Raw genomic sequence first — 21,796 nt, 5'->3', positions numbered from 1 at the left:
TTGATGAAAAATCCTACTTTCTGCCGACGGCTCAACGCCCGGCGCGCGACTCACGAATATAGAACCGTGCCTTTTCAGCCTTGTTGGAGCAGCCTTCAAACGCTTCAAACTGCTGCTGAGTCTTGGCACCGGTCAACAGGGACAACGCCTTGGAATAGCTGACGGTACCGGCGAAGCCTTCGGCCTTGGCCAGGTCGAGCTCTTTCCAGGCAGCGTCCAATTGCGCACCGCAACTGTCGCGGTAAGCAGTTTTGCCGGCACAACCGGCCAGGGCCAACAGAATCACAGGCACACACATCCAGGCTTTCATCGATGACACCTCAAAATAAAGAAAAACAGTCGTACGGTTGTAGACGTTACCTACAACAAAAAGTGCCTTGTCCTTAGCCTGAAATCGATAGTACCTATTGCCAGAGCATACCCGAGCCTAGTCGCTACTCTGGAAAAATATTACGCCGCTTAGCGAAGATTGAAGCCGCCCCCTCAATGGGTGCATTGTGGCTACCTGCCGATCAAAGGATATGGACCATGAAAAAACGTGTTGCCTTGGTGCTGGGCTCGGGCGGAGCCCGGGGTTATGCCCATATCGGAGTGATCGAAGAAATCGAACGACGCGGCTATGACATTGCCTGTATTGCCGGCTGCTCCATGGGCGCGGTGGTGGGTGGAATCTATGCGGCAGGCAAGCTGGACGAGTATCGAAACTGGATTGAAAGCCTTGACTACCTCGACGTGCTGCGCCTGGTGGACGTGAGTTTTCGCCTCGGTGCGATTCGTGGCGAGAAGGTCTTCGGCCAGATCCGCAAGATCGTCGGCGAGATCAATATCGAAGAGCTGCGCATCCCCTACACAGCCGTGGCCACCGACCTCACCAACCAGCAGGAAATCTGGTTCCAGGAAGGCTGCCTGCACCAGGCCATGCGCGCCTCGGCGGCAATTCCCAGCCTGTTCACCCCCGTGATGCAAGGCAACCGCATGCTGGTGGACGGCGGTCTGCTCAACCCGCTGCCCATCGTGCCGGTGGTGTCGAGCCATTGCGACTTGATCATCGCGGTCAACCTCAACGCCACCAACCAGAAGCACTACCACTTGCCGGTGATCCAGCGGCCGCCGGCCTTCAAGAGCCGCTTCAACAGCCTGGCGAAATCACTGGGCTCGCACTTGCCGTTTCGCCGCAAGCAGGCCGAGCAGTTGATGAAGCTGGAGCAGGAAGCCTTGCAGGCCCAGGCGGCCGAGATCAACCCGTGGCTGGATTCGGCTGAACCCGAGTCCCAACAACCCGCCGCCGCACCGGAAAAACCCGGCGCACCGAAGTCCGCCACTGGATCGTTCATCATCGATAATGTGGGGCCAGCGTCGTTGCTGGACCTGATCAACCAGAGTTTCGAGGTGATGCAGACGTCATTGGCCCAATACAAGATTGCAGGCTATCCGCCGGACGTGTTGATCAACGTGCCGAAGCGGGTGTGCAGGTTTTTCGAGTTCTACAAGGCGCCGGAGTTGATCGCGTTGGGCCGGGAAATTGCCAGTGACACGTTGGACCGCTATGAGAGTGAGCAGTCCTGAGTACTTCGCTGTTGCCCGCGACGACGATGGATCAGATAACAAACCTCTTCAGGCTCAAGCCCCCAACAACCGATACCCCACCCCCGCCTCGGTCACGATAAAACGTGGCTGAGTCGGATCATCCGCCAGTTTCTGGCGCAGATGGCCCACCACAATCCTCAGATAGTGACTGTCCTCGGTATGGGTCGGCCCCCAGATATCCTTGAGCAATTGCTGCTGAGTAATCACCCGCCCTGGATGCCGTGCCAACTGCGCCAGCACGGCATATTCCTTACGGGTCAGCGCCACTTCAGCGCCGTCCAGCAGTACGCGGCGATAGGCCAGATCGACCGTCAGCGGGCCGAAACTCAATGCTGCTTCCTGCGCTTCGCCTGCAGGTGCCTGGCGCAGCAGCGCGCGAACCCTGGCGAGAAATTCCTGGATACCAAAAGGCTTGGTCACATAGTCATTGGCGCCGCCGTCGAGGGCTTCGACCTTTTGCCCTTCGCTGGCGCGCACCGACAGCACCAATACCGGCACCGTCGACCACTCACGAAACTCCCGCAGCACCTGCTGGCCGTCCATGTCCGGCAGGCCGAGGTCGAGCACCAGCAAGTCCGGCTTGCTCAATGCCGCCTGGGCCAGACCTTCGTTACCGGTACCGGCCTCGATCACTTTGTAGCCCTGGGAGGCCAGGCTGATGCGCAAGAACTTGCGGATCTGCGGTTCGTCATCAATGACCAAAATCGTCGCGGTCTGGCTCATGGTGTTCCATCAAAATCCGTGGAGAAAGGAGGGTAGCTCACGACTCAGGCTCCAGGCCAGGCTGTGTCGGCAATGGCAAAAACAAGGTGATGCAGGTGCCGCGCCCTTCAATGCCATCGGCCACGCGGATATGCCCTCCGTGCGCCCCGACCATGCCCTGGCAGATCGCCAAGCCGAGGCCGGTGCCCTGCCCGCCCCGATCACCGCGTGCGGCGGTGTAGAACATATCGAAAATTTTCGCACGCTCGTCTTCGGGAATACCCGGCCCCTCATCGGCCACCGCGAAAAACAGTTGGTTATCCGACACGCCGGCACTCAATTGCAAACGCCCCTGAAGAGGTGAAAAGCGTGCGGCGTTCTCCAGCACATTGACCAGCGCCTGCTCGATCAAGGCTGCATGCACATACAGCAATGGCAGCTCAGGCGGCACCTCGGTGCTCACCTGCAACGGCGCCAGCACCGCACGTAAACGGCCGAGGGCACTGCCGACGATATCGCCCGGCGACACCCAATCCCGCGCCAGCTTGAGCGCGCCATGGCCCAGGCGCGTCATGTCCAGCAGGTTCTGGATATAACGATCGAGGCGCTCGGCTTCATCGCGCGTGCCTTCGAGTAATTCGCGACGGTCCTCCAAGGGGATGGCTTCACCCAACGCCAACAGGCTGTCGATACTGCCGCGCATGGACGTCAGCGGCGTGCGCAGATCATGGGACACCGACGCGAGCAAGGCGCTGCGCAGTTGCTCGGTTTCGCCGTGCAGGCGTGCGGATTCAAGCTCCTGCGCCAACTGCGCACGGGCCAGGGCCTGGGCCAGCGGCTGGCTCAACGCGGTGAGCAGGCGGCGGCGTTGACCACTCAACGCCTGGCCCGGTTTGGCACTGACACCCAGCAAGCCCAGCGGACCCTCCTCGCCCGACAATGGCCACCACCACCAACGCCCAAACGGCAAGGTGCCAGTGCCCATGCCAGCGGGCTGGTCATGTTGCCAGGCCCAGTCGGCCGCGGCGCGTTCGGCTTCGCTGAGGGTCAGCGGGCCGCCGGTCTCGACCTTCCAGCCGCCCTGACCGTCGCGATTGACCAGGCACAGGTCCAGATCGCTCCAGCCTTCCAGGTGATGGGCCGCCGCGCTGACCACCGCCTGGCGATCGGTGGCGGCCGTGAGTTTGCGTGACAGGTCGAGCAGCTCGCTGGTTTCTTCCTGAGTGTCGCGCAATGCCTGCAATTGTCGACGCTGGCGCGCCGCGAGGTTGCCGGTGAGCGCCGCCATCAGCAGGAAGAACAGCAGGGTCAGCACATCTTCTTCGCGCTGGATGGAGAAGGAAAAATTCGGCGGAATAAACAGGAAATCGTAGGTCAGAAATGACAACGCCGCGCACACCAGGGATGGCCCCAGGCTGCTGCGCACCGCCACCAGCAAGACGGCGGCGAGGAACACCAACGAGATATTCGGCAACGGCAACACACTGGACACCGCCCAGGCCACGCCCGCAGCCACCAGCGTTGCGAACACCGCCAAGGCGTAATCGAACCACACCAGCCCGCGCACCTGCGGCATACGCGGCGGTGCGGGAATGTCGTCGCTGTCGAGCACGTTGATTTCCAGGCCCCGCGCATTGCGTAACAGACGCGCCGCCAGGCCGCCCCCAAACAGGCGACGGCGCCAGCGCATCCGCGATTGCCCGACCAAGACCAGGCTGGCGCGGCGTTCGGCGGCGTGCTGGATCAACGTTTTGGCCACCTCCCCCGCCCGTAGCAACACGACTTCGCCGCCGAGACGCTCGGCCAATTGCTGGGCGTTTTGCAGGCGCAGACGCGACTGTTCATCCCGTGCGCGGCCGTTATCGACATGCACCAGGCTCCACGGCAAGTGCCGACGCTGTGCCACCCGACTCGCATGCCGTACCAGGCGTTCAGCCTGGGCATCACCGTCCACGCCCACCAGCAAACGACCGCGCACCGCCGGTGCCGCCTGACCAAGCTGGCGATAGCCCTGGGCCAAGTCGTCGTCTACATGGGCGGCAGCGGTCTGCATCGCCAGCTCGCGCAGGGCCATCAGGTTGGTCTGGGTGAAAAACGCATCGATGGCCGCTCGGGCCTGTTCCGGGACGTAGACTTTGCCGTCGCGCAGACGCTCCAGCAGCTCGCGGGATGGCAGGTCGATCAGCAGCAGTTCGTCGGCCTCTTGCAGCACCCAGTCGGGCAGGGTTTCACGCACGTGCACGCCGGTAATGCCGCGCACTTGGTCATTAAGGCTTTCCAGATGCTGGACGTTGACCGTGGTAAACACGTTGATGCCGGCGGCAAGCAGTTCCTGAATGTCTTGCCAGCGCTTCTCATGACGGCTGCCCGGGGCGTTGCTGTGGGCCAGTTCGTCCACCAGCACCAGCTTGGGTTTGGTGGCGAGCAGGCCGTCGAGATCCATTTCTTCGAGCATCACGCCACGGTATTCGCTGCGCAGCAACGGTTGCTGTGGCAGACCGCTGAGCAAGGCTTCGGTCTCGGCGCGGCCATGGGTTTCCACCACGCCGGCGACCAGCTTGACGCCCTGGCGCAGTTGGGTGTGGGCGGCCTGCAGCATGGCGTAGGTCTTGCCCACGCCCGGTGCGGCGCCGAGGAAGACTTTGAGCCGGCCACGGCCGTTGCGGGGCAGATCGGCGAGCAGGGCATCGGCGCGGCCGGAGTCGCTCATGCGTGAGGGTTCCTTCAGGTGTTTGTATAAAGTTTTTCAGGGCTCCATCGGGGGCAAGCCCACTCCCACATTTGGAATGCATTTCCCTGTGGGAGGGGGCTTGCCCCGACGGTGGTCTCAATGCCTACAACTTTTCCAGGGCCATGTTCAGCGCCAGCACATTCACTACCGGCGGCCCCACCAACGGGCTTTCGATGTGCTCATCCAGCAGCCGTTGCAAGGTCGACACCGGCACATTCCGCGCCGCCGCCACCCGCGCCAGTTGATAGGCAATCGCCTGAGGTGGCAAGTGTGGATCAAGACCGCTGCCAGAGGTAGTCAGCGAGGCCAACGGCACCGGCCCCTGACTGGGCACCCGCTGTTTATTCGCGTCATCGAATACACGGGTAGCCAACGCTGGGTTACTCGGGCCGAGGTTACTGGCGCTGCTCGACACGGTCGCAAAAGCACCTGCCGATGGGCGCGGGTGGAACCAGTTGTCACCGGTAAAATCCTGGGCGATCAGGCTGGAGCCGCGCACCTTGCCATCGGCGTCGCGCACCAGGCTGCCGTTGGCCTGGTCGGGGAAGGCCACTTGCGCCACGCCGGTGACCACCAGTGGGTAGGCCACACCGGTGATCAGGGTCATGAGGACCAGCAGGCTCAGGGCCGGGCGGATCATGTTAGTCATAGTCAAATCCTCAATAAATCGGCAAACCAAGGTAGCCAGTTCAAACCAGGTGCAGCGCGGTCAGCAGCATGTCGATGGCCTTGATGCCCACGAATGGCACCAGCAACCCACCCACGCCATAGATCAACAGGTTGCGCCGCAGCAACGCCGCTGCACTCGCCGCCTGTACGCGCACACCGCGCAATGCCAGCGGGATCAACACCACGATAATCAGCGCGTTAAACACAATGGCCGACAGAATCGCGCTCTGCGGACTCTGCAGGTGCATGACGTTGAGCACGCCCAGTTGCGGATAGATCGAGGCAAACAGCGCAGGCAGAATCGCGAAGTATTTGGCCACGTCGTTGGCGATGGAAAAGGTGGTCAGCGCGCCACGGGTCACCAGCAATTCCTTGCCGATCTGCACCACATCCAGCAGCTTGGTGGGGTCGCTGTCGAGGTCAACCATGTTGGCGGCTTCACGCGCTGCCTGGGTGCCGTCGTTCATGGCCATGCCCACGTCGGCCTGGGCCAGTGCCGGTGCATCGTTGGCGCCGTCGCCGCACATGGCCACCAGGCGACCGTCGTTCTGCTCATGGCGGATACGTGCAAGTTTTTTCTCTGGCGTGGCTTCGGCCAGCACATCATCCACGCCCGCCTCAGCGGCAATCGCAGCAGCCGTCAGCGGGTTGTCGCCGGTAACCATCACGGTGCGGATGCCCAATTTGCGCAACTCGGCGAAACGTTCGCGGATGCCGGGCTTGACCACGTCCTTAAGATGAATCGCACCGAGCAACTTGCCATCGGCGCACACCAGCAACGGGGTGCCGCCGCTTTGGGCGATCTTGTCGATTTCCCGCGACAACGCAGGTGCAAGGTCAAGGCGCTGCTGGCCGATAAATGCCAGCAGCGAATCCACTGCGCCTTTGCGATACACGCGGCCTTGGCAGTCAACGCCGGATAGCCGGGTTTCGGCGCTGAACGGCACGGCGGTCAACTCGTCCGGCGCAGGCTCGGCCTGAGGGTGCAAGGCGCGCAGGTATTCAACGATGGATTTGCCTTCCGCCGTGTCGTCCGCCAGGGACGCAAACAGCGCGCCTTCGGCCACCTCGCGGCCGCTGACGCCAGGCGCCGCGACCACCGCTGCGCAGCGGCGATTACCAAAGGTGATGGTGCCGGTCTTGTCCAGCAGCAACACATGCACGTCACCCGCGGCTTCCACGGCACGGCCGGACTTGGCGATCACATTGAGGCGTACCAGGCGGTCCATGCCGGCGATGCCGATGGCCGACAACAAGCCGCCAATGGTCGTAGGAATCAGCGTCACCAGCAGTGCGACCAGAAACACCAAAGGCAAGCTGCCATTGGCGAAGTGGGCGAACGGCTGCAGCGTCACGACCACCAACAGGAAGATCAGCGTCAGGCCGATCAGCAGGATATCCAGCGCAACTTCATTGGGAGTCTTCTGGCGCTTGGCGCCTTCCACCAACGCGATCATGCGGTCCAGGGTCGACTCGCCGGGGTTGGCGGTGATGCGGATCAGCAGCCAGTCCGAGACCAGCCGCGTGTTACCGGTGACTGCCGAGCGGTCGCCGCCGGACTCGCGGATCACCGGAGCGGATTCGCCAGTGATCGCCGCTTCGTTCACCGCCGCGATGCCTTCGATCACCTCGCCGTCACCGGGGATCATCTCCCCGGCGGCAACGCGCACCACATCGCCTTTGCGCAGGCTGGTGGCGGGCACGACCTTGAAGCTGCCATCGGCTTCCTTGCGCCGTGCGCTGAGGCCTTCGCTACCGGCCTTGAGGCTGTCGGCGCGCGCCTTGCCGCGCCCTTCGGCCAAGGCTTCGGCGAAGTTGGCAAACAGCACGGTGAACCACAGCCACACGGCGATCTGCACGGCAACGAAAGTCGGCACGGTGGTGTCAGGCACGAAGCACAGCACCGTGGTGAGGATCGCAGTCAATTCGACCACCAGCATCACCGGCGAGTGCTTCAGCTGGCGCGGGTCAAGCTTGACGAACGCCTGGACCAGCGCCGGGCGCCACAGAGCAGAGATGGCGGTTTTGGCAGGCTCCTGGGGTTTGACCGGGGCCGCGTTTTTTGCAGGCATATTCATGTTCATATCCCTTCTCAGAAGCCCATGCTCAAGTGTTCGGCGATAGGACCCAGCGCCAGCGTCGGCAGGAAAGTCAGGCCCCCTACCAGCAAGATGGTGACGGTCAACAGGGTCACGAACAGCGGGCCGTGGGTGGGGAAGCTGTTCTGGCCAATCGGTGCGCTCTTTTTCATCGCCAGACTGCCGGCCAGGGCCAGTACCGGGAGGATGTAGCCAAAGCGGCCGATCAACATGCCCAGGCCGAGCATCAGGTTATGGAACGGCGTGTTGGCGCTGAAGCCAGCAAACGCCGAGCCGTTGTTGGCACTGGCTGAGGTGTAGGCGTAGAGCAGTTGGCTGAAGCCATGGGGGCCAGGGTTGCTGATGGCACCGGCTGGGCCTGGCAGGCTGGCAGCAATGGCACCGAGCACGAGCACGCCAACCGGCATCACCAACAAGGTCACGACGAGCAGTTGCACTTCCTTGGCCTGTAGCTTCTTGCCGAGGTATTCCGGGGTGCGACCGATCATCAAACCGGCGAGGAACACCGCGATCAACACGTTGAGCAACATGCCGTACATGCCGGCGCCAACGCCGCCGAAGATAACCTCACCGACCATCATGTTGACCAGCGCCACCATCCCGCTGAGGGGGCTGAGACTGTCCTGCATGCCGTTGACCGAACCGTTGGACGCCGCGGTAGTGGTCACCGACCACAGCACCGTGCCGGTGGTACCGAAGCGCGTTTCCTTGCCTTCCAGCGGTGCGGTCTGCTCCACGGCCGGGTTGTTCAGGGTCGGATTGGGCTGGTATTCGGACCAGAGAGACGTCGCGCCGCCGATCAGGAACAACGCCAGCATGCAGCCAAGGATCGCGCGACTTTGGCGCAGGTCTTTGACGTAGTGACCGAAGGTGAAGACCAGCGCCACCGGGATCAGAATGATGGACGCCACCTCGAACAGGTTGGCCCACGCGGTCGGATCTTCAAACGGATGCGCCGAGTTGACCCCGAAGAAGCCGCCACCGTTGGTGCCCAGTTGCTTGATCGCAATCTGACTGGCCGCCGGGCCGAGGGGGATGACCTGATCCACGCCTTGCAGCGTCACGGCATCGACGTAATGGGCGAAAGTCTGTGGCACGCCCTGCCACACCAGGAACAACGCCAGCACCAGGCACAGCGGCAACAGGCCGTAGAGGGTAGCGCGGGTCATATCAACCCAGAAGTTACCCAATGTCTGGGCCGACTTGCGACCGATCCCACGGCACAGCGCGACCAGGACTGCCAGACCGGTCGCAGCACTGACGAAGTTCTGCACGGTCAGGCCGGCCATCTGGCTGAGGTAGCTCAGTGACGCCTCGCCGCTGTAGGACTGCCAGTTGGTATTGGTCATGAAACTGACCGCGGTGTTGAAGGCCAGCGTCCACTCCTGCCCTGGCAATTTCTGCGGGTTGAGTGGGAGATAGTCCTGGAACACCAGGATCGCGAAAAGCAGCAGGAAACCCGCGAGGTTGAATGCGAGTAAGGCCAGCATGTATTTCTGCCAGCTCTGCTCCTGCTGCGCGTCGACACCCGACAGGCGATAGCAGGCTTTTTCGACAGGCCCCAGGACCGGAGTCAGCCACGTGCGCTGGCCCTCCATCACCTTGTAGTAGAACCGCCCCAGGAAGGGGGCCGGCACCAGTACCACGGCAAAGAAGGCAATGATCAGCCAATAGTCATAACTGTGCATGGCCAGCTCCTAGTTCCGATCCGCGCGTAGCAGCGCAACCAGCAGATAAATGAACAGCGCCACGGCCAATAGCAGTGACACCCCGTCCAGAACGCTCATGGAAGTCTCTCCGTTCAGCGGCGAGTGCCGCGTGTGGCGCAATTGTCCGCAGGAGTGGTGTAAAGGAACGAGAGCGAGGGTGCAGGCGGGGCGTAAAGACGGCGTAAAGAGTGGGTTTATGCGGGGTTTACAGAGGGATCTGTGGTGGCTGGTAGGGCCTCATCGGGGGCAAGCCCCCTCCCACACTTGGCCCTGCATATACCGGTAAAAATGTGGGAGGAGGCTTGCCCCCGATAGCGTCGGCACAGTCCCCCCCGCACTTATCTGGTGCAACAAGGCAAAGTTTCAAACGCCAAACCATCCCCCAGACGACAGTTGCGCGCCTTTACGACAATGATTCTCAGGCTGGCATGGCCGCTGCAACACCTTGAATCATTCCAAACCGTTCAGGGAGCAACACAATGAACACACAACTCAAACCCACCCTAGGCACCCTGCATTTATGGGGCATTGCCGTCGGGCTGGTGATCTCCGGGGAATACTTCGGCTGGAGCTATGGCTGGGGCGTGGCCGGGACCTTGGGCTTTCTGGTGACCTCGTTGATGGTCGCCGCGATGTACACCTGCTTTATCTTCAGTTTCACCGAGCTGACCACCGCAATTCCCCATGCTGGCGGGCCATTTGCCTACAGCCGTCGGGCGTTTGGAGAGAAAGGCGGTTTGATCGCCGGCCTTGCCACACTGATCGAATTTGTCTTCGCGCCACCTGCCATTGCCTTGGCCATCGGCGCTTATCTGAATGTGCAGTTTCCAGCGCTGGACCCCAAACACGCAGCTGTCGGCGCGTATATCGTGTTCATGGGCTTGAACATCCTTGGCGTGAAGCTCGCCGCGACCTTTGAACTGGTGGTGTGCGTGCTCGCCGTCGCCGAGTTGCTGGTGTTTATGGGCGTAGTCGCGCCGGCCTTCAGCTTCAGTAACTTCGCCCTGAACGGTTGGGCCGGTTCCGACACGTTTGGGGCTCCGGCAATTGCGGGCATGTTTGCCGCGATTCCCTTCGCCATCTGGTTCTTCCTCGCCATCGAAGGCGCAGCCATGGCGGCTGAAGAAGCGAAAGATCCGAAGCGCACGATTCCAAAGGCCTACATCAGCGGCATCCTGACCCTGGTGATCCTGGCCATGGGCGTGATGTTCTTCGCGGGTGGCGTGGGCGATTGGCGCACCCTGTCGAACATCAACGACCCGTTGCCACAGGCCATGAAAACCGTGGTCGGCGAAAGCTCGGGCTGGTTGCACATGCTGGTGTGGATCGGCCTGTTCGGCCTGGTGGCGAGCTTCCACGGCATTATCCTGGGCTACTCGCGCCAATTCTTCGCCTTGGCCCGCGCCGGCTACCTGCCGTCATTCCTCGCCAAACTGTCGCGTTTTCAGACACCACACCGGGCCATCATCGCCGGTGGCGTGGTCGGCATCGCCGCTATCTACAGCGACGGCCTGATCAACCTAGGCGGCATGACCCTGACTGCAGCGATGATCACCATGGCAGTGTTCGGCGCGATCGTCATGTACATCATGAGCATGCTCAGCCTGTTCAAATTGCGTAAGACGGAACCGCTGCTGGAACGCACCTTCCGCGCGCCGGGTTATCCGATCGTGCCAGGCATTGCGTTGGTATTGGCGGTGGTGTGCCTGGTGGCCATGGCGTGGTTCAACACGCTGATCGGGTTGATCTTCCTGGGCTTCATGGTGGTGGGTTTTGTGTACTTCCAACTCACCGCGCAAGACCGCGCCGATGCGCCGGCGGATGCGATGTTGACTGGGCTCTAAGCTTTACGAGGCAGAACGGGCCTACACTGAACTACTCAGAAAGCCCGTTACTCAAAGCAGCTATTGCCGTGGGAAAATTCTCCCACGGGAATCTGCCTCAAGGAGAGCCTTATGCCGTGGTATGCGTGGTTGATTATGGTGGTCGCGATCGGGTCGATCGTGGGGGGGCTGATGATGCTGCGAGACAGCGCCAACAAAGTGGAGCTCACCGACGAGCAACGCAAACGCGTGGCCGAACGCAACGCCCAGGCGGAAGCCAAGGATTCACAGGATCGCTAGGATCGATTACTCCCAATCCGCCTTGGCAATCTGCAACCCGTGCTGCCCCTTGTAGGCAGCACGCTCTGGCTGGCTCCAGCCATTCAGTAACTCATCCTCCAACTGATAGATCTCGACACCCAGCGGACGACACACCGTCAGTGGATCCTGCGCATCCGGGCCCCACATCGGCAATGACAAATCCCCACCCGGGCAGGTCGACAGCGCACACAGCAAATCAATTTCGGCAAAAAACTCCAGGTAATCGCCCTTCTGTGCAGGACACGCCTTCATGAAATACATGTCGTCGTGATTGAGACCGGTGCACTGGAAAATATTCAACACGTCATGCACGTCGAATTCCGTCAGACCGTGGGGCAACACCGCACGCGTCAGGTTCGAGTGGCAGTGGTGATGGAAATCCTCCCCCGTCAGCATGCGGTTCACGTAAGGGTCGCAACGCGTGCCCAGCAAGTCATGCAAGCGCCCGCCGTGCTCGTCGATACCGTAGCCGGCCAGGCTGTCATCAGTGATCGTAACCAAAGGCCGCAAAAACGGCAGATTCGACCACAAGCGGTCATGGGTGCTGACATGAGCGCCCTGCAATTGGCGGGTGCGCGCCGCCCAAAGACGTTCGCGAGGGTCATTGGCATTCCATACGTTAAAGTCACCCACCTGCGGCCCCACCGGCGTGGTGACACGAAACACATGCCCGGCCGGCACCTTCCACGCCCTTCCAGTGCGAATCGGCACTTCAAACTGTTCGATCAACGTGCGCTGATCCGTTCGGTCACGAATACGCTCGTAAAACGCCGTATCGACCTGCAACGCCGAGCCTTTGCTGACCTGATAAGCGGCCGGATAGTCTTTATACATGATGCAGATCCTCAATCAGGGGTGGGTAAAAAGAGCCAACGAAATGCGTTCGGAATCCTCCAGGTACAGGCTCATCGCCTCCCCTGCCGCGGCTTTATTCGGCTGGACCAGTAACGTGTAAATCTCGCGGTCACGTTCCAGCCAGGGCGACTGGAATCGCTGCTCATCGAGCGCCGCGCAAAACACCAAGCGTAATTGGGCGATGACCTGGGCGAAAAACTCATCGAACAACGGGCTGCGCATCAACCCGACAATGTGCTGATGGAACAACAAACTGTGGGTGGCCACGGCGCGCCAGTCTTCGCGCTCACGGGCCAGGGTGGTGGCGTCGATGGCGTTTTGCATGCGTTCAGATTGTTCATCCGTCAACGCGCTGCTGTCGGCGATGGCCTGCAATTCGAGGGTGCGGCGCACGACAAACAGGTCGCGAACCTCCTCCCGCTGCAGTCGCCGGACCATCACACCCTTGTTGCGCACGTAACGGGTCAGCCCTTCCTGACCCAAACGGTGCAGGGCTTCGCGAATGGTGTTGCGCGACGCACTGTAGGCCCGGACCAGATCCACCTCGACCAATGCCATACCTGGCAATAACCGCCCGCCGATAATGTCGGCGCGCAGCTCCAAGGCAATCTGGTCGGCTAAAGACAAACTGGGAGTCATCATTCCCTCACGATTGTTGAACAATCTTTTGCGTAGAGGTAATCACTTTTCATGCCAACACCTTAGCTTCGCCAACCGTGTAAAAAAGTTCAGGTTGGTTAAAATGCCAGCCTGTCACCGAGGCCGCCCTATGCGTTATTCCCAAGACCACAAAGCCCAGACCCACCAACGCATCATCAAGGAAGCGTCAGCCCGCTTTCGCCGTGACGGCATCGACGCCACCGGCCGGCAGCCGCTGATGAAAGCGCTCAACCTGACCCATGGCGGCTTCTACGCGCACTTCAGGTCCAAGAAAGAGCTGGTGGAAAAAGCGCTACAGGCTGCGGCGGCCGACCTGGATGCCCATTGCGACATGCTGTTCAGCCAGGAACGGCCGCTGGACTCGTTTATCGACAGCTACCTGTCGGAATGGCACCTGACCTCACCGGACCAGGGCTGCCCGTTGCCAACGATGTCTTCCGAACTGGGCTTGAGAGGCCAACCCAGTGCAACCACCGACCACGTGCTCGACGCAAGGCTCAAGCAAATTGAAACGGCACTGGGCGCGGGACGTTGCGACGCAGAAAGTCTGATGATGATGTCGACACTGGTAGGCGCACTGGTCTTGGCCAGGAGTGTTGAAGATCCACAATTGGCAAGACGGATCATGGAAGTAGTACGGGAGAACCTGAAAACGCAAAATCTGCAGGAGAAAGAGGCCGATCAATGACCGGCCTCTTGGACGTTTAGTTGATCACCAACCTGTCGCGGTTCTTCTCCAGCAACGCCTTGCCGATCCCCTTCACTTCCAACAACTCATCCACCGCCGTGAACGGACCGTTGCTTTCGCGGTAGGCGATGATCGCCTTGGCTTTGGCCGCGCCAATGCCGAACAGATCCCGACGCAGGGTCTCGGCGTCGGCGGCGTTCAGGTTGACCTTGGCGGACTGCTCGACCTGAGTCATCTGCGCGGTGACAGGGGTTGGGGCTTCTGGCTTGATGGACGGCGCTGCGGTGGCGGCGACGGAGAGGGTTGTGAGGAAGGCGAAGATCAGCGAAGAAATGTAGGTTTTCTGCATGGGTGACGCTCCTTGACATCGTTGAGGGAAAAGCAGCTTTTCCGAAGCTGCTTTTCAAACTTAGGTGATGTTGGGGATTCGTCAAAAATGCTTGCGTAACAGAGTGTTAAATCAGGGTTCCAAGCGACGTTGCTGGTAGATCCAGTCGACGATTTCTCCGTCAGGGGAGTAGCCGCTTACAGTGTCGCGCAGGAGTTGGCGGACGCGGGTGTAGTCATCTTGTTCCACCGCGGCCAGCAGCTCCGTCAGCTTGTCTTTGAGCACATCCCAGGATAAATGATCTTCGTTGGCGCTCATGATCATGGGGTGTCGTGTAGCGACAACGTTGTCGCCGATCAGTAACTCTTCGTAAAGCTTTTCACCGGGGCGTAGGCCGGTGAATTCGATGGCGATGTCGCCATGAAGATTTTTGTCCGAGCGCACACTGAATCCTGATAGATGAATCATCTTTTCAGCCAGTTCAACGATCTTTACCGGTTCCCCCATATCCAACACAAATACGTCGCCGCCCAACCCCATCGAACCCGCCTGGATAACCAGCTGCGCAGCTTCAGGGATGGTCATAAAGTATCGGGTGATTTTCGGGTGAGTGACCGTCAACGGACCACCGGATTTGATCTGCTTATGGAACAGCGGAATGACTGAGCCCGACGAACCCAGTACGTTGCCGAAACGAACCATCGTGAAACGGGTTTTGTTGACGTGTGAAACGTTGGCTCTGTCACCAAATAAAACGGGGGCCAACTCACGACTGAGCGCTTGCAATGTAAGCTCTGCCAAGCGTTTGGTACTGCCCATCACATTGGTCGGGCGTACTGCTTTATCTGTGGAAATCAGGACGAAATTGGCAACCCCAGCCTGCAGGGCAGCCTGTGCAGTGTTAAGCGTTCCAATGACATTATTCAACACGCCTTCGGCAATATTGTGTTCAACCATCGGTACATGCTTATAAGCCGCAGCATGGTAGACCGTGTCGACGTGCCAGGTTTTCATGACGTCCATCAGCTTAGACTGATTGCGAACCGAGCCCAGGATTGGCAAGACCTTGACCGGCAACGACTCACGCAAAACCCGCTGTTCGAGTTCAGAAAGAATGCTGTAAAGGTTGAATTCACTGTGTTCAAACAGCAACAGGGTTTTGGGCGTTAGAGATAAGATCTGCCGACATAATTCAGAGCCGATAGAGCCGCCAGCGCCAGTGACCAAAACGCTCTGCCCTGCAATGCAATGCTCCAGTAAATCCGCCTGAGAAGGGACCGCGTCACGCCCTAGCAAGTCCGCAATGTCAACCTCTTGGATATCATCAACCTTGACCCGGCCACTGGCGAGATCCATGAAACCTGGAACACTTCGCACATGAAGAGGGAATCCTTCAAGAAAACCGAGAATTTCACGGCGTCTACCTCGGTTTGAGGACGGAATCGCAAGCAGGATTTCCTCAGCCCCCGTCATATCAATCATGCGTTGAATATGTTTGGGCTTGTAGACCTGAAGTCCCGAGATAACCCGATCAGAAATACTCGTGTCGTCATCGATAAACGCGACGGGTCTCATCACTCGCCCCATGCGCAGCGCCGCGACCAACTGGTTACCCGCAGCACCAGCGCCGTAGATGGCTACTTTCGGCAAGCCGTTATCGCGACGGGTGAAGGGGACATGTTGCGCCGCAGTGAACCAGTCCCCTAAAAAATACTGACGCATTGCCAGGCGCAGGCCGCCGATGGTAATAAGGCTGAGCCACCAATAATTGAAAATAATCGAGCGTGGCACCACGTTCTGGTGGTTGCTGTACCAATAAACAACCAATGCCAATATCAAAGATGAAAGGCTCACGGCCTTGATGATCGCAATCAAAGCATCATTACCAAAATAACGCATGACGGCGCGGTACATACCAAAACGGACAAACAGGGGAATGGCGATCAGCGGTGCGGAGAGAAACAGCCAGAGGTGCATACGGATAGGATTGATCATGTCGTCTATCCCTAAACGCACGAGAAACGCCATCCAGAGTGCAAACCAAACCAGTATGACGTCAGTCAGTACTTGGATAAATCGTTTATACCGGCGAGGCAGGCCCAACAAATAGGTCCGTAACATATCCATAATTACCTCCGAACAAGCACCGCAATACAAAAAAACAAAATGACTGAATACACTGACAACTTACTACACCGGTTCGTTTTTCTCGACGGCGCCCGCATGAAACATGCTGGCCAATATGAGTAACGGAATGTACGCAATTATCACGCCCAGTAAGCCATCCAGACCAAGCAGGGCAACACACAGCGCAATAGGTAGCAGCCAGATCAGATTCACCAGACCGACAGTCAACGTAACAGGTAAGTGGCGACCATACTTTCGGGATGCGTACTGATAGGCATGGCTTCGGTGGGCTTCATAGACTTTGTCTCCCCGAACCAGGCGCCTGATCAGTGTAAAGGTGGCATCCACTATAAAAACACCCATCAGGATCACCCACACCCAAATGAGTGAAGGAGAGACCCAGGCCGCTTGCACGGAAAAAATCCCCAGCGTTACACCTAGAAATCCACTGCCGGCATCCCCCATGAAAATCTTCGCAGGGGGGAAGTTCCAATACAAAAAACCGCCGACCGCGAATGACAACAGCAACGGCGCCCAGGCCAGAGAACCAAGCCCCAGCAATGCATAGATCATCGCCGCACTCAGGCAAACAAAAATAGCTTCAAGGCTGGCTAATCCGTCGATTCCATCCATGAAGTTGTAAAGGTTGAGCATCCAGACCAAATAGAGCGCGACCAGCACGATGCCAAACCAACCCATGTCAAATGTAGTGCCCATTACAGCCAAAGGGGGCGCTCCACCTAACCAGAAAAGTGCCCACACGGCAGCACTGAAATGCCCAAGAAGCCGCCAACGTGCTGCGATATGCCCATGATCATCCAGGAAACCCAGTACTGCGATGCCGGCGCCAGCGCCTAACAGCGCCCAGGTAAACGACCAAGATAAAAGCGAAAATATCGCAAGAACAGGCAACAAGAACAAAAAGCTCAACACGATCGCCACGCCACCACCACGAGGCGTTGGAACCGTGTGGGAACTACGCGCGTTGGGCACGTCTATCAGGCTTTTAGCAAGCGCGTAGCGTCGTAAAGCACTTGTCAGCAGCAGAGAAATGCCGCCCGTAATAATAAAAAACAGCCAAACCATCACTCAATACTCCAAACGCTTTACGAACCGACGATGCGGTTATTGAACTCTTGCCCAGCCCTGATCATTGCAGCCTCAGCTGACAGGGGCGGCGTCCAGCCAAGCAATTGCTTGGCTTTGGATGCGTCTATCTGCAAAGACCCACACAATTGGGTATAGACCCCCTGCTTCCCCAATAGTCTCGCAGACACCCGCAGCACCGACACTGGAACCGGGATTAGCGCCGCTTTTCGCCCCATGCCCTTGGCTAAAAGCCTGACCATTTGTCCCGTAGAGAAGTCAACACCATCTGATGCCAAGAAAACCTGATTAGCCGCCGCTGGGTGATCTATGCAAAAGGCGATGAAATCAACCAGGTTTTCCAAGGCAATCATGCTTCTGCTGTTATTAACTCGCCCAAAAGGCAAAGGAATGCCTGAATGAACCAGCTTGAGCAGCCTGCGAAAGTTCCCAGGGGCATGAGCGGCATAGACTAAAGGCGGCCGAATGATCACCACGTCCATCTCAGTAGTCTGTGCGAGTTGCAATAACCCGACTTCCGCCTCCTGCTTGGAGATTGCGTAATCTGCGTTAGGCGTAGGCGCGGACGACTCAGAGAAAGGGAGATCGGTGGTATACCCCCCGTTTACGCCAATTGAGCTGATGAAGATAAACCGTTTGACACCTTCGGCGGCCGCCTGCGAGGCCAAATTTAGCGTCGCCCGCGTATTGGCCTCTCGGAAGAGTTCAAGCGCGTTGGGCTCCTGTGTCAGGACGTGTGCACGCCCTGCCATATGAACTACGCAGCCAACGCCCCTTAGCGCGGGATGCCAGTTCGTTTGCGCGCCAAATTCGCCGAGGTTGAAAACCTGACAATCACGTTCAACCCCTACGGGTTCAGAACGGGAGGCAATAGCCACAGGATGACGCGCCTGCTCTTGCAAATAGGCCAGAAGCGCCGAACCAACAAAACCAGTCGCGCCGGTGAGCAAAACCTTGTTCACAGGCATCACTTAAAAAAGTAGCTGGCAAGCTTGAAAGGAATTTTCAAGGCAACCATAAGAATGTTGGTATAGATCCCGTTTTCTTTGCACGCCCTGACGATTTCCAAATTTTGGTGCACTTTCCACCAAAATCCCGTCGTGCTGATCCCGCCCTGTCGCATCTTGACCATGTTAGCGTCATGCCTTGAGAGCTTGATGCCTTGGGTAATGAAGCGCGTCATCAGTTCGAAGTCTGCCGAAACGCGATAACCCAATTTATAGTATCCAAATTGATCGAACAGGCTGCGACGAGCATAAAAAGTCGGGTGCGGAATCATGAATCCGAAACGTATTTTCCAGGTCGAGAAGCCAGAGGACGAATATTTGCGGGTAACGACATCAGTATTGTCCCGCTGGACGAACACTAGGTTTGCATAGGATGCATCGCACGCTGGATTGGCCTCCAGAAACTTGACCAAGTCTTCAATCGTGGACGTACTGGAGAACACGTCATCCGAGTTGAGGATGCCGACATAGTCGCCCGTCGCCAACTTGATGCCTTTGTTCATCGCGTCATAAATGCCCTTGTCAGGCTCGCTTAAAACCGTCGATATACGCCCTTCATATTCCGAGATAATCGCCAGTGTCGAATCTTTGGAGGCGCCATCTATGACGATGTACTCAATATCCTGGTAGGTCTGGGAGAGTACCGATTCCAGGGTGTCGCGAATGGTCGAGGCGCTGTTATAGCAAACAGTGATGATCGAAATTTTCACAGTATCAGCCTTTCACCCGACCATAGATGTCTTCAAAACGGACGATATCGTCCTCTCCCAGGTATGAACCTGATTGCACCTCGATCAATTCGAGTGGAATCATTCCAGGGTTTTCCAGCGCGTGAATCTGACCAATCGGGATATATGTCGATTGGTTTTCAGTGACCAAATAGGTTTTTTCACCATTGGTAACGCGCGCTGTTCCGCTCACGACAATCCAGTGTTCGGCACGATGGTGATGCATCTGTACTGAAAGCTTCTCACCGGGCTTAACGGTGATTCGCTTGACCTGGTAGCGCTCTCCATTATCAATGGAATCGTAGACGCCCCACGGACGATAGACTTCACGGTGATTCGCATGCTCTTGACGCTTGCAACCCTTGAGCTGGTCGACGATTTTCTTGACGTCTTGCACCTGATCTTTATGGGCGACAAGTACAGCGTCCTTGGTCTCTACAATAATCAGGTCTGTCACACCAACCGTAGTCACCAAACGATGTGTGGCATGAACATAGCTACCCGACGTATTTTCCGAAAGTACATCGCCCTTGAACAAGTTGCCTTCGGAGTTTTTTTCACCCGCCTCCCAGAGCGCAGACCAAGAGCCGATATCGCTCCAGCCAGCATCCAGAGGCACCATCACCGCGTCTGAGGTCTTCTCCATGACGGCATAGTCGATCGAATCATCTGGGCTGGTAACGAATATCGAACTGTCGACGCGGGTGAAGTGCATATCCTGCTGGCCGCCAGCCAACGCCTCCCGGCAAACAGAAACAATCTTCGGCTGAAAACGCTCAAGCTCTTGAAGGTAGCGGCTGGCCCGGAACATGAACATGCCACTGTTCCAAAAATAATCACCGTCAGATAAATACTGTTCTGCCGTTTTAAGGTCTGGCTTTTCAACGAAGCGATTGACCTTGAAGCCCCCCTCTCCTACAGGCGACCCCATTTGAAGATAACCGTAGCCCGTTTCAGGATGCGTCGGGGTAATTGCGAATGTCACGAGCTTACCCGCCTCAGCGAGAACCTGGGCTTTCGCAATGCTCTGATGAAACGCATCCACATCCTGAATCAGGTGATCTGCTGCCAACACCAACAGGATAGGGTCTTCCTGATCGGTCAGCGCTTGCAACGCAGCCAGCGCAATCGCGGGGGCGGTATTTCGTCCGACGGGCTCAAGAATAATGTTGGCTTCTTCCAGCCCTAACTGCCGAAGCTGTTCCGCCGCAAGAAAACGGTGATTTTCATTACAGATCAGACGAGGGACAGCATGCTCCAATCCATCAAGACGTTTGATGGTAGCTTGCAACATGGTCAGGTCCGCATCTACCAACGGCAGGAACTGCTTAGGGTTCAACTGACGAGACAAAGGCCAAAGACGAGTGCCAGAGCCGCCCGCCATGATTACCGGAAGAAACATTAAATCATCCTTTGATTCTTACTTGATCAGCACAACGGGACACTCGCGGAGGGGCTTATGCACGATGCGGTGACATTTACTAATAAGGGGCGTGGCGCTCATCATACGCCTGCCGGTGAATCACTGGCATTGCTAAAACTCCGGCATCACGCCCTACTTAGCACACGCATAGAAGATGAGTAAGGCGCCCTCGGTTCACCCAGGCACTAAAGGTCAGATTTCCAAAACGTATGGGATAGCGCCAGCGTTGTTACGCAGGCGCTATTCCCACACACTCAGCCTCGAGCATCCAGACGATTGGCGACAAACCACTTGTAGGCGTCTCTCAAGCCATCCTCAAGCCCAATGCTCGCCTGCCAGCCCATAGACCTGAGCCGAGATACATCCATCAACTTGCGTTGCGTGCCGTCCGGCTTACTGGCATCAAACGTCAACGCCCCCTTGAAACCGGTAACTTTCGCGATCGTTTCCGCCAGTTCACGAATCGTGCAATCAATGCCGGTGCCCACATTGATATGGGAAAGCATCGGCTGAGTATTGGCACGATAAACCTCACCCTCAAGTTCCATCACATGAACGCTGGCAGCCGCCATGTCATCAACATGCAGAAACTCACGCATGGGTTTGCCGCTGCCCCAAATCGCAACTTCTTCGACTGCGTTCTCGACGGCATCGTGGAAACGCCGTAACAACGCTGGAATTACGTGGCTGTTATCCGGGTGGTAGTTGTCGTGCGGACCGTACAGGTTGGTCGGCATCACGCTGCGATAGTCGCGACCGTGCTGGCGGTTGTAGCTCTCGCACAACTTGATCCCGGCAATCTTGGCGATTGCATAAGGCTCGTTGGTCGATTCGAGCGTTCCCGTCAGCAGCGCCTGTTCAGTCATTGGCTGCTCGGCCAGTTTTGGGTATATGCACGAAGAGCCCAGAAACAGCAGCTTCTGCACACCAGCACGATGCGCGGCTTCGATGACGTTCGCCTGAATCATCAGGTTGTCGTAAATGAAATCTGCGGGATAGGTATTGTTGGCATGAATACCCCCAACACGCGCAGCAGCCAGATAGACCTGATCGACCTTGTGCGAATCGAAATACGCCCGCACAGCGCCCTGATCAAGCAAATCCAGATTCTCGCGACCAAGAGTCAGGACATTTGTATAGCCTAAGGCAGACAAGCGCCGCACGATGGCTGAACCCACCATGCCGCGATACCCGACTACCAACACCGATTCGTTCAAATCACGAGCCACTGA

20 protein-coding genes are annotated in these 21,796 nt (G+C 58.1%); 4 read left to right on the top strand and 16 right to left on the bottom strand.

All coding sequences use genetic code 11. From position 1 onward, the window contains the following. Positions 1–31: 31 nt before the first annotated feature. Positions 32–310, bottom strand: a complete 279-nt coding sequence (locus NDJ82_RS10385) for a hypothetical protein (RefSeq protein ID WP_032888964.1) — start codon at positions 308–310, stop codon at positions 32–34. Between the two features lie 218 nt (positions 311–528). Here NDJ82_RS10385 and NDJ82_RS10380 point away from each other — a divergent pair, with 218 nt between their 5' ends. Further along, complete coding sequence (locus NDJ82_RS10380) at positions 529–1,566, top strand: patatin-like phospholipase family protein (protein WP_112194209.1); 1,038 nt, start codon at positions 529–531, stop codon at positions 1,564–1,566. Positions 1,567–1,620: 54 nt separating this feature from the next. On the opposite strand, the gene NDJ82_RS10375 is transcribed toward NDJ82_RS10380, so the two are convergent. The 6 genes from NDJ82_RS10375 to kdpF all read right to left on the bottom strand — a co-directional run bounded on the left by NDJ82_RS10375 (position 1,621) and on the right by kdpF (position 9,575). Then, the gene (locus NDJ82_RS10375; RefSeq protein WP_032892766.1) at positions 1,621–2,310 is read right to left on the bottom strand and encodes a response regulator; all 690 of its coding nucleotides are present in this window, start codon (positions 2,308–2,310) and stop codon (positions 1,621–1,623) included. Positions 2,311–2,347: 37 nt separating this feature from the next. Next, positions 2,348–4,999 (bottom strand): DUF4118 domain-containing protein, encoded by a 2,652-nt coding sequence (locus NDJ82_RS10370; protein WP_250925409.1) that lies wholly within the window; start codon positions 4,997–4,999, stop codon positions 2,348–2,350. 124 nt (positions 5,000–5,123) lie between these two features. Then, a complete protein-coding gene (gene kdpC, locus NDJ82_RS10365; RefSeq protein ID WP_191960199.1) occupies positions 5,124–5,669 on the bottom strand; it encodes a potassium-transporting ATPase subunit KdpC in 546 nt (181 codons plus the stop codon). Between the two features lie 40 nt (positions 5,670–5,709). Further along, complete coding sequence (gene kdpB / locus NDJ82_RS10360; RefSeq protein WP_250925408.1) at positions 5,710–7,767, bottom strand: potassium-transporting ATPase subunit KdpB; 2,058 nt, start codon at positions 7,765–7,767, stop codon at positions 5,710–5,712. A gap of 14 nt (positions 7,768–7,781) precedes the next feature. Continuing rightward, a complete protein-coding gene (kdpA, locus tag NDJ82_RS10355) occupies positions 7,782–9,476 on the bottom strand; it encodes a potassium-transporting ATPase subunit KdpA (RefSeq protein ID WP_099587314.1) in 1,695 nt (564 codons plus the stop codon). A 9-nt stretch (positions 9,477–9,485) separates the two neighbouring features. Further along, positions 9,486–9,575: a K(+)-transporting ATPase subunit F gene (gene kdpF / locus NDJ82_RS10350; protein ID WP_003218754.1), complete on the bottom strand. Its 90-nt coding sequence runs from the start codon at positions 9,573–9,575 to the stop codon at positions 9,486–9,488. Positions 9,576–9,976: 401 nt separating this feature from the next. On the opposite strand from kdpF, the gene eat reads away from it, so the two are divergent. Both eat and NDJ82_RS10340 read left to right on the top strand, forming a co-directional pair. Then, positions 9,977–11,341, top strand: a complete 1,365-nt coding sequence (eat, locus tag NDJ82_RS10345) for an ethanolamine permease (RefSeq protein WP_099587315.1) — start codon at positions 9,977–9,979, stop codon at positions 11,339–11,341. 111 nt (positions 11,342–11,452) lie between these two features. Continuing rightward, entirely contained in the window at positions 11,453–11,620 is a 168-nt protein-coding gene (locus NDJ82_RS10340; RefSeq protein WP_250925407.1) for a DUF2897 family protein, read from the top strand. 6 nt (positions 11,621–11,626) lie between these two features. Here the strand turns inward: NDJ82_RS10340 and NDJ82_RS10335 are convergent, their stop codons facing one another. Continuing rightward, entirely contained in the window at positions 11,627–12,475 is an 849-nt protein-coding gene (locus NDJ82_RS10335; protein ID WP_250925406.1) for an urea carboxylase-associated family protein, read from the bottom strand. Positions 12,476–12,490: 15 nt separating this feature from the next. Continuing rightward, positions 12,491–13,135 (bottom strand): GntR family transcriptional regulator, encoded by a 645-nt coding sequence (locus NDJ82_RS10330; RefSeq protein WP_112194203.1) that lies wholly within the window; start codon positions 13,133–13,135, stop codon positions 12,491–12,493. A gap of 130 nt (positions 13,136–13,265) precedes the next feature. Here NDJ82_RS10330 and NDJ82_RS10325 point away from each other — a divergent pair, with 130 nt between their 5' ends. After that, on the top strand, positions 13,266–13,844 hold the full coding sequence (locus tag NDJ82_RS10325; RefSeq protein WP_250925405.1) for a TetR/AcrR family transcriptional regulator: 579 nt from the start codon (positions 13,266–13,268) through the stop codon (positions 13,842–13,844). A 16-nt stretch (positions 13,845–13,860) separates the two neighbouring features. On the opposite strand, the gene NDJ82_RS10320 is transcribed toward NDJ82_RS10325, so the two are convergent. The 7 genes from NDJ82_RS10320 to fcl all read right to left on the bottom strand — a co-directional run bounded on the left by NDJ82_RS10320 (position 13,861) and on the right by fcl (position 21,793). After that, entirely contained in the window at positions 13,861–14,193 is a 333-nt protein-coding gene (locus NDJ82_RS10320; RefSeq protein WP_099587319.1) for a ComEA family DNA-binding protein, read from the bottom strand. Between the two features lie 111 nt (positions 14,194–14,304). Then, positions 14,305–16,302, bottom strand: coding sequence for a polysaccharide biosynthesis protein (locus NDJ82_RS10315; protein ID WP_162633410.1), 1,998 nt, complete (start codon positions 16,300–16,302; stop codon positions 14,305–14,307). A 60-nt stretch (positions 16,303–16,362) separates the two neighbouring features. Next, positions 16,363–17,388, bottom strand: a complete 1,026-nt coding sequence (locus NDJ82_RS10310; RefSeq protein WP_371929493.1) for an MraY family glycosyltransferase — start codon at positions 17,386–17,388, stop codon at positions 16,363–16,365. A gap of 17 nt (positions 17,389–17,405) precedes the next feature. Next, a complete protein-coding gene (locus NDJ82_RS10305; RefSeq protein ID WP_250925404.1) occupies positions 17,406–18,368 on the bottom strand; it encodes an NAD-dependent epimerase/dehydratase family protein in 963 nt (320 codons plus the stop codon). A 5-nt stretch (positions 18,369–18,373) separates the two neighbouring features. Continuing rightward, positions 18,374–19,123: a glycosyltransferase family 2 protein gene (locus NDJ82_RS10300; protein ID WP_112194194.1), complete on the bottom strand. Its 750-nt coding sequence runs from the start codon at positions 19,121–19,123 to the stop codon at positions 18,374–18,376. Between the two features lie 4 nt (positions 19,124–19,127). After that, positions 19,128–20,543, bottom strand: a complete 1,416-nt coding sequence (locus NDJ82_RS10295) for a mannose-1-phosphate guanylyltransferase/mannose-6-phosphate isomerase (RefSeq protein ID WP_112194192.1) — start codon at positions 20,541–20,543, stop codon at positions 19,128–19,130. A 275-nt stretch (positions 20,544–20,818) separates the two neighbouring features. After that, complete coding sequence (fcl, locus tag NDJ82_RS10290; RefSeq protein WP_352230436.1) at positions 20,819–21,793, bottom strand: GDP-L-fucose synthase; 975 nt, start codon at positions 21,791–21,793, stop codon at positions 20,819–20,821. Positions 21,794–21,796 lie beyond the last annotated feature (3 nt).

This window comes from Pseudomonas sp. SR18, assembly GCF_023701505.1.
In the GTDB taxonomy this organism is placed as follows: Bacteria; Pseudomonadota; Gammaproteobacteria; order Pseudomonadales; family Pseudomonadaceae; genus Aquipseudomonas; species Aquipseudomonas cyclaminis.
This window is presented reverse-complemented; position numbering and strand designations above follow the sequence as displayed.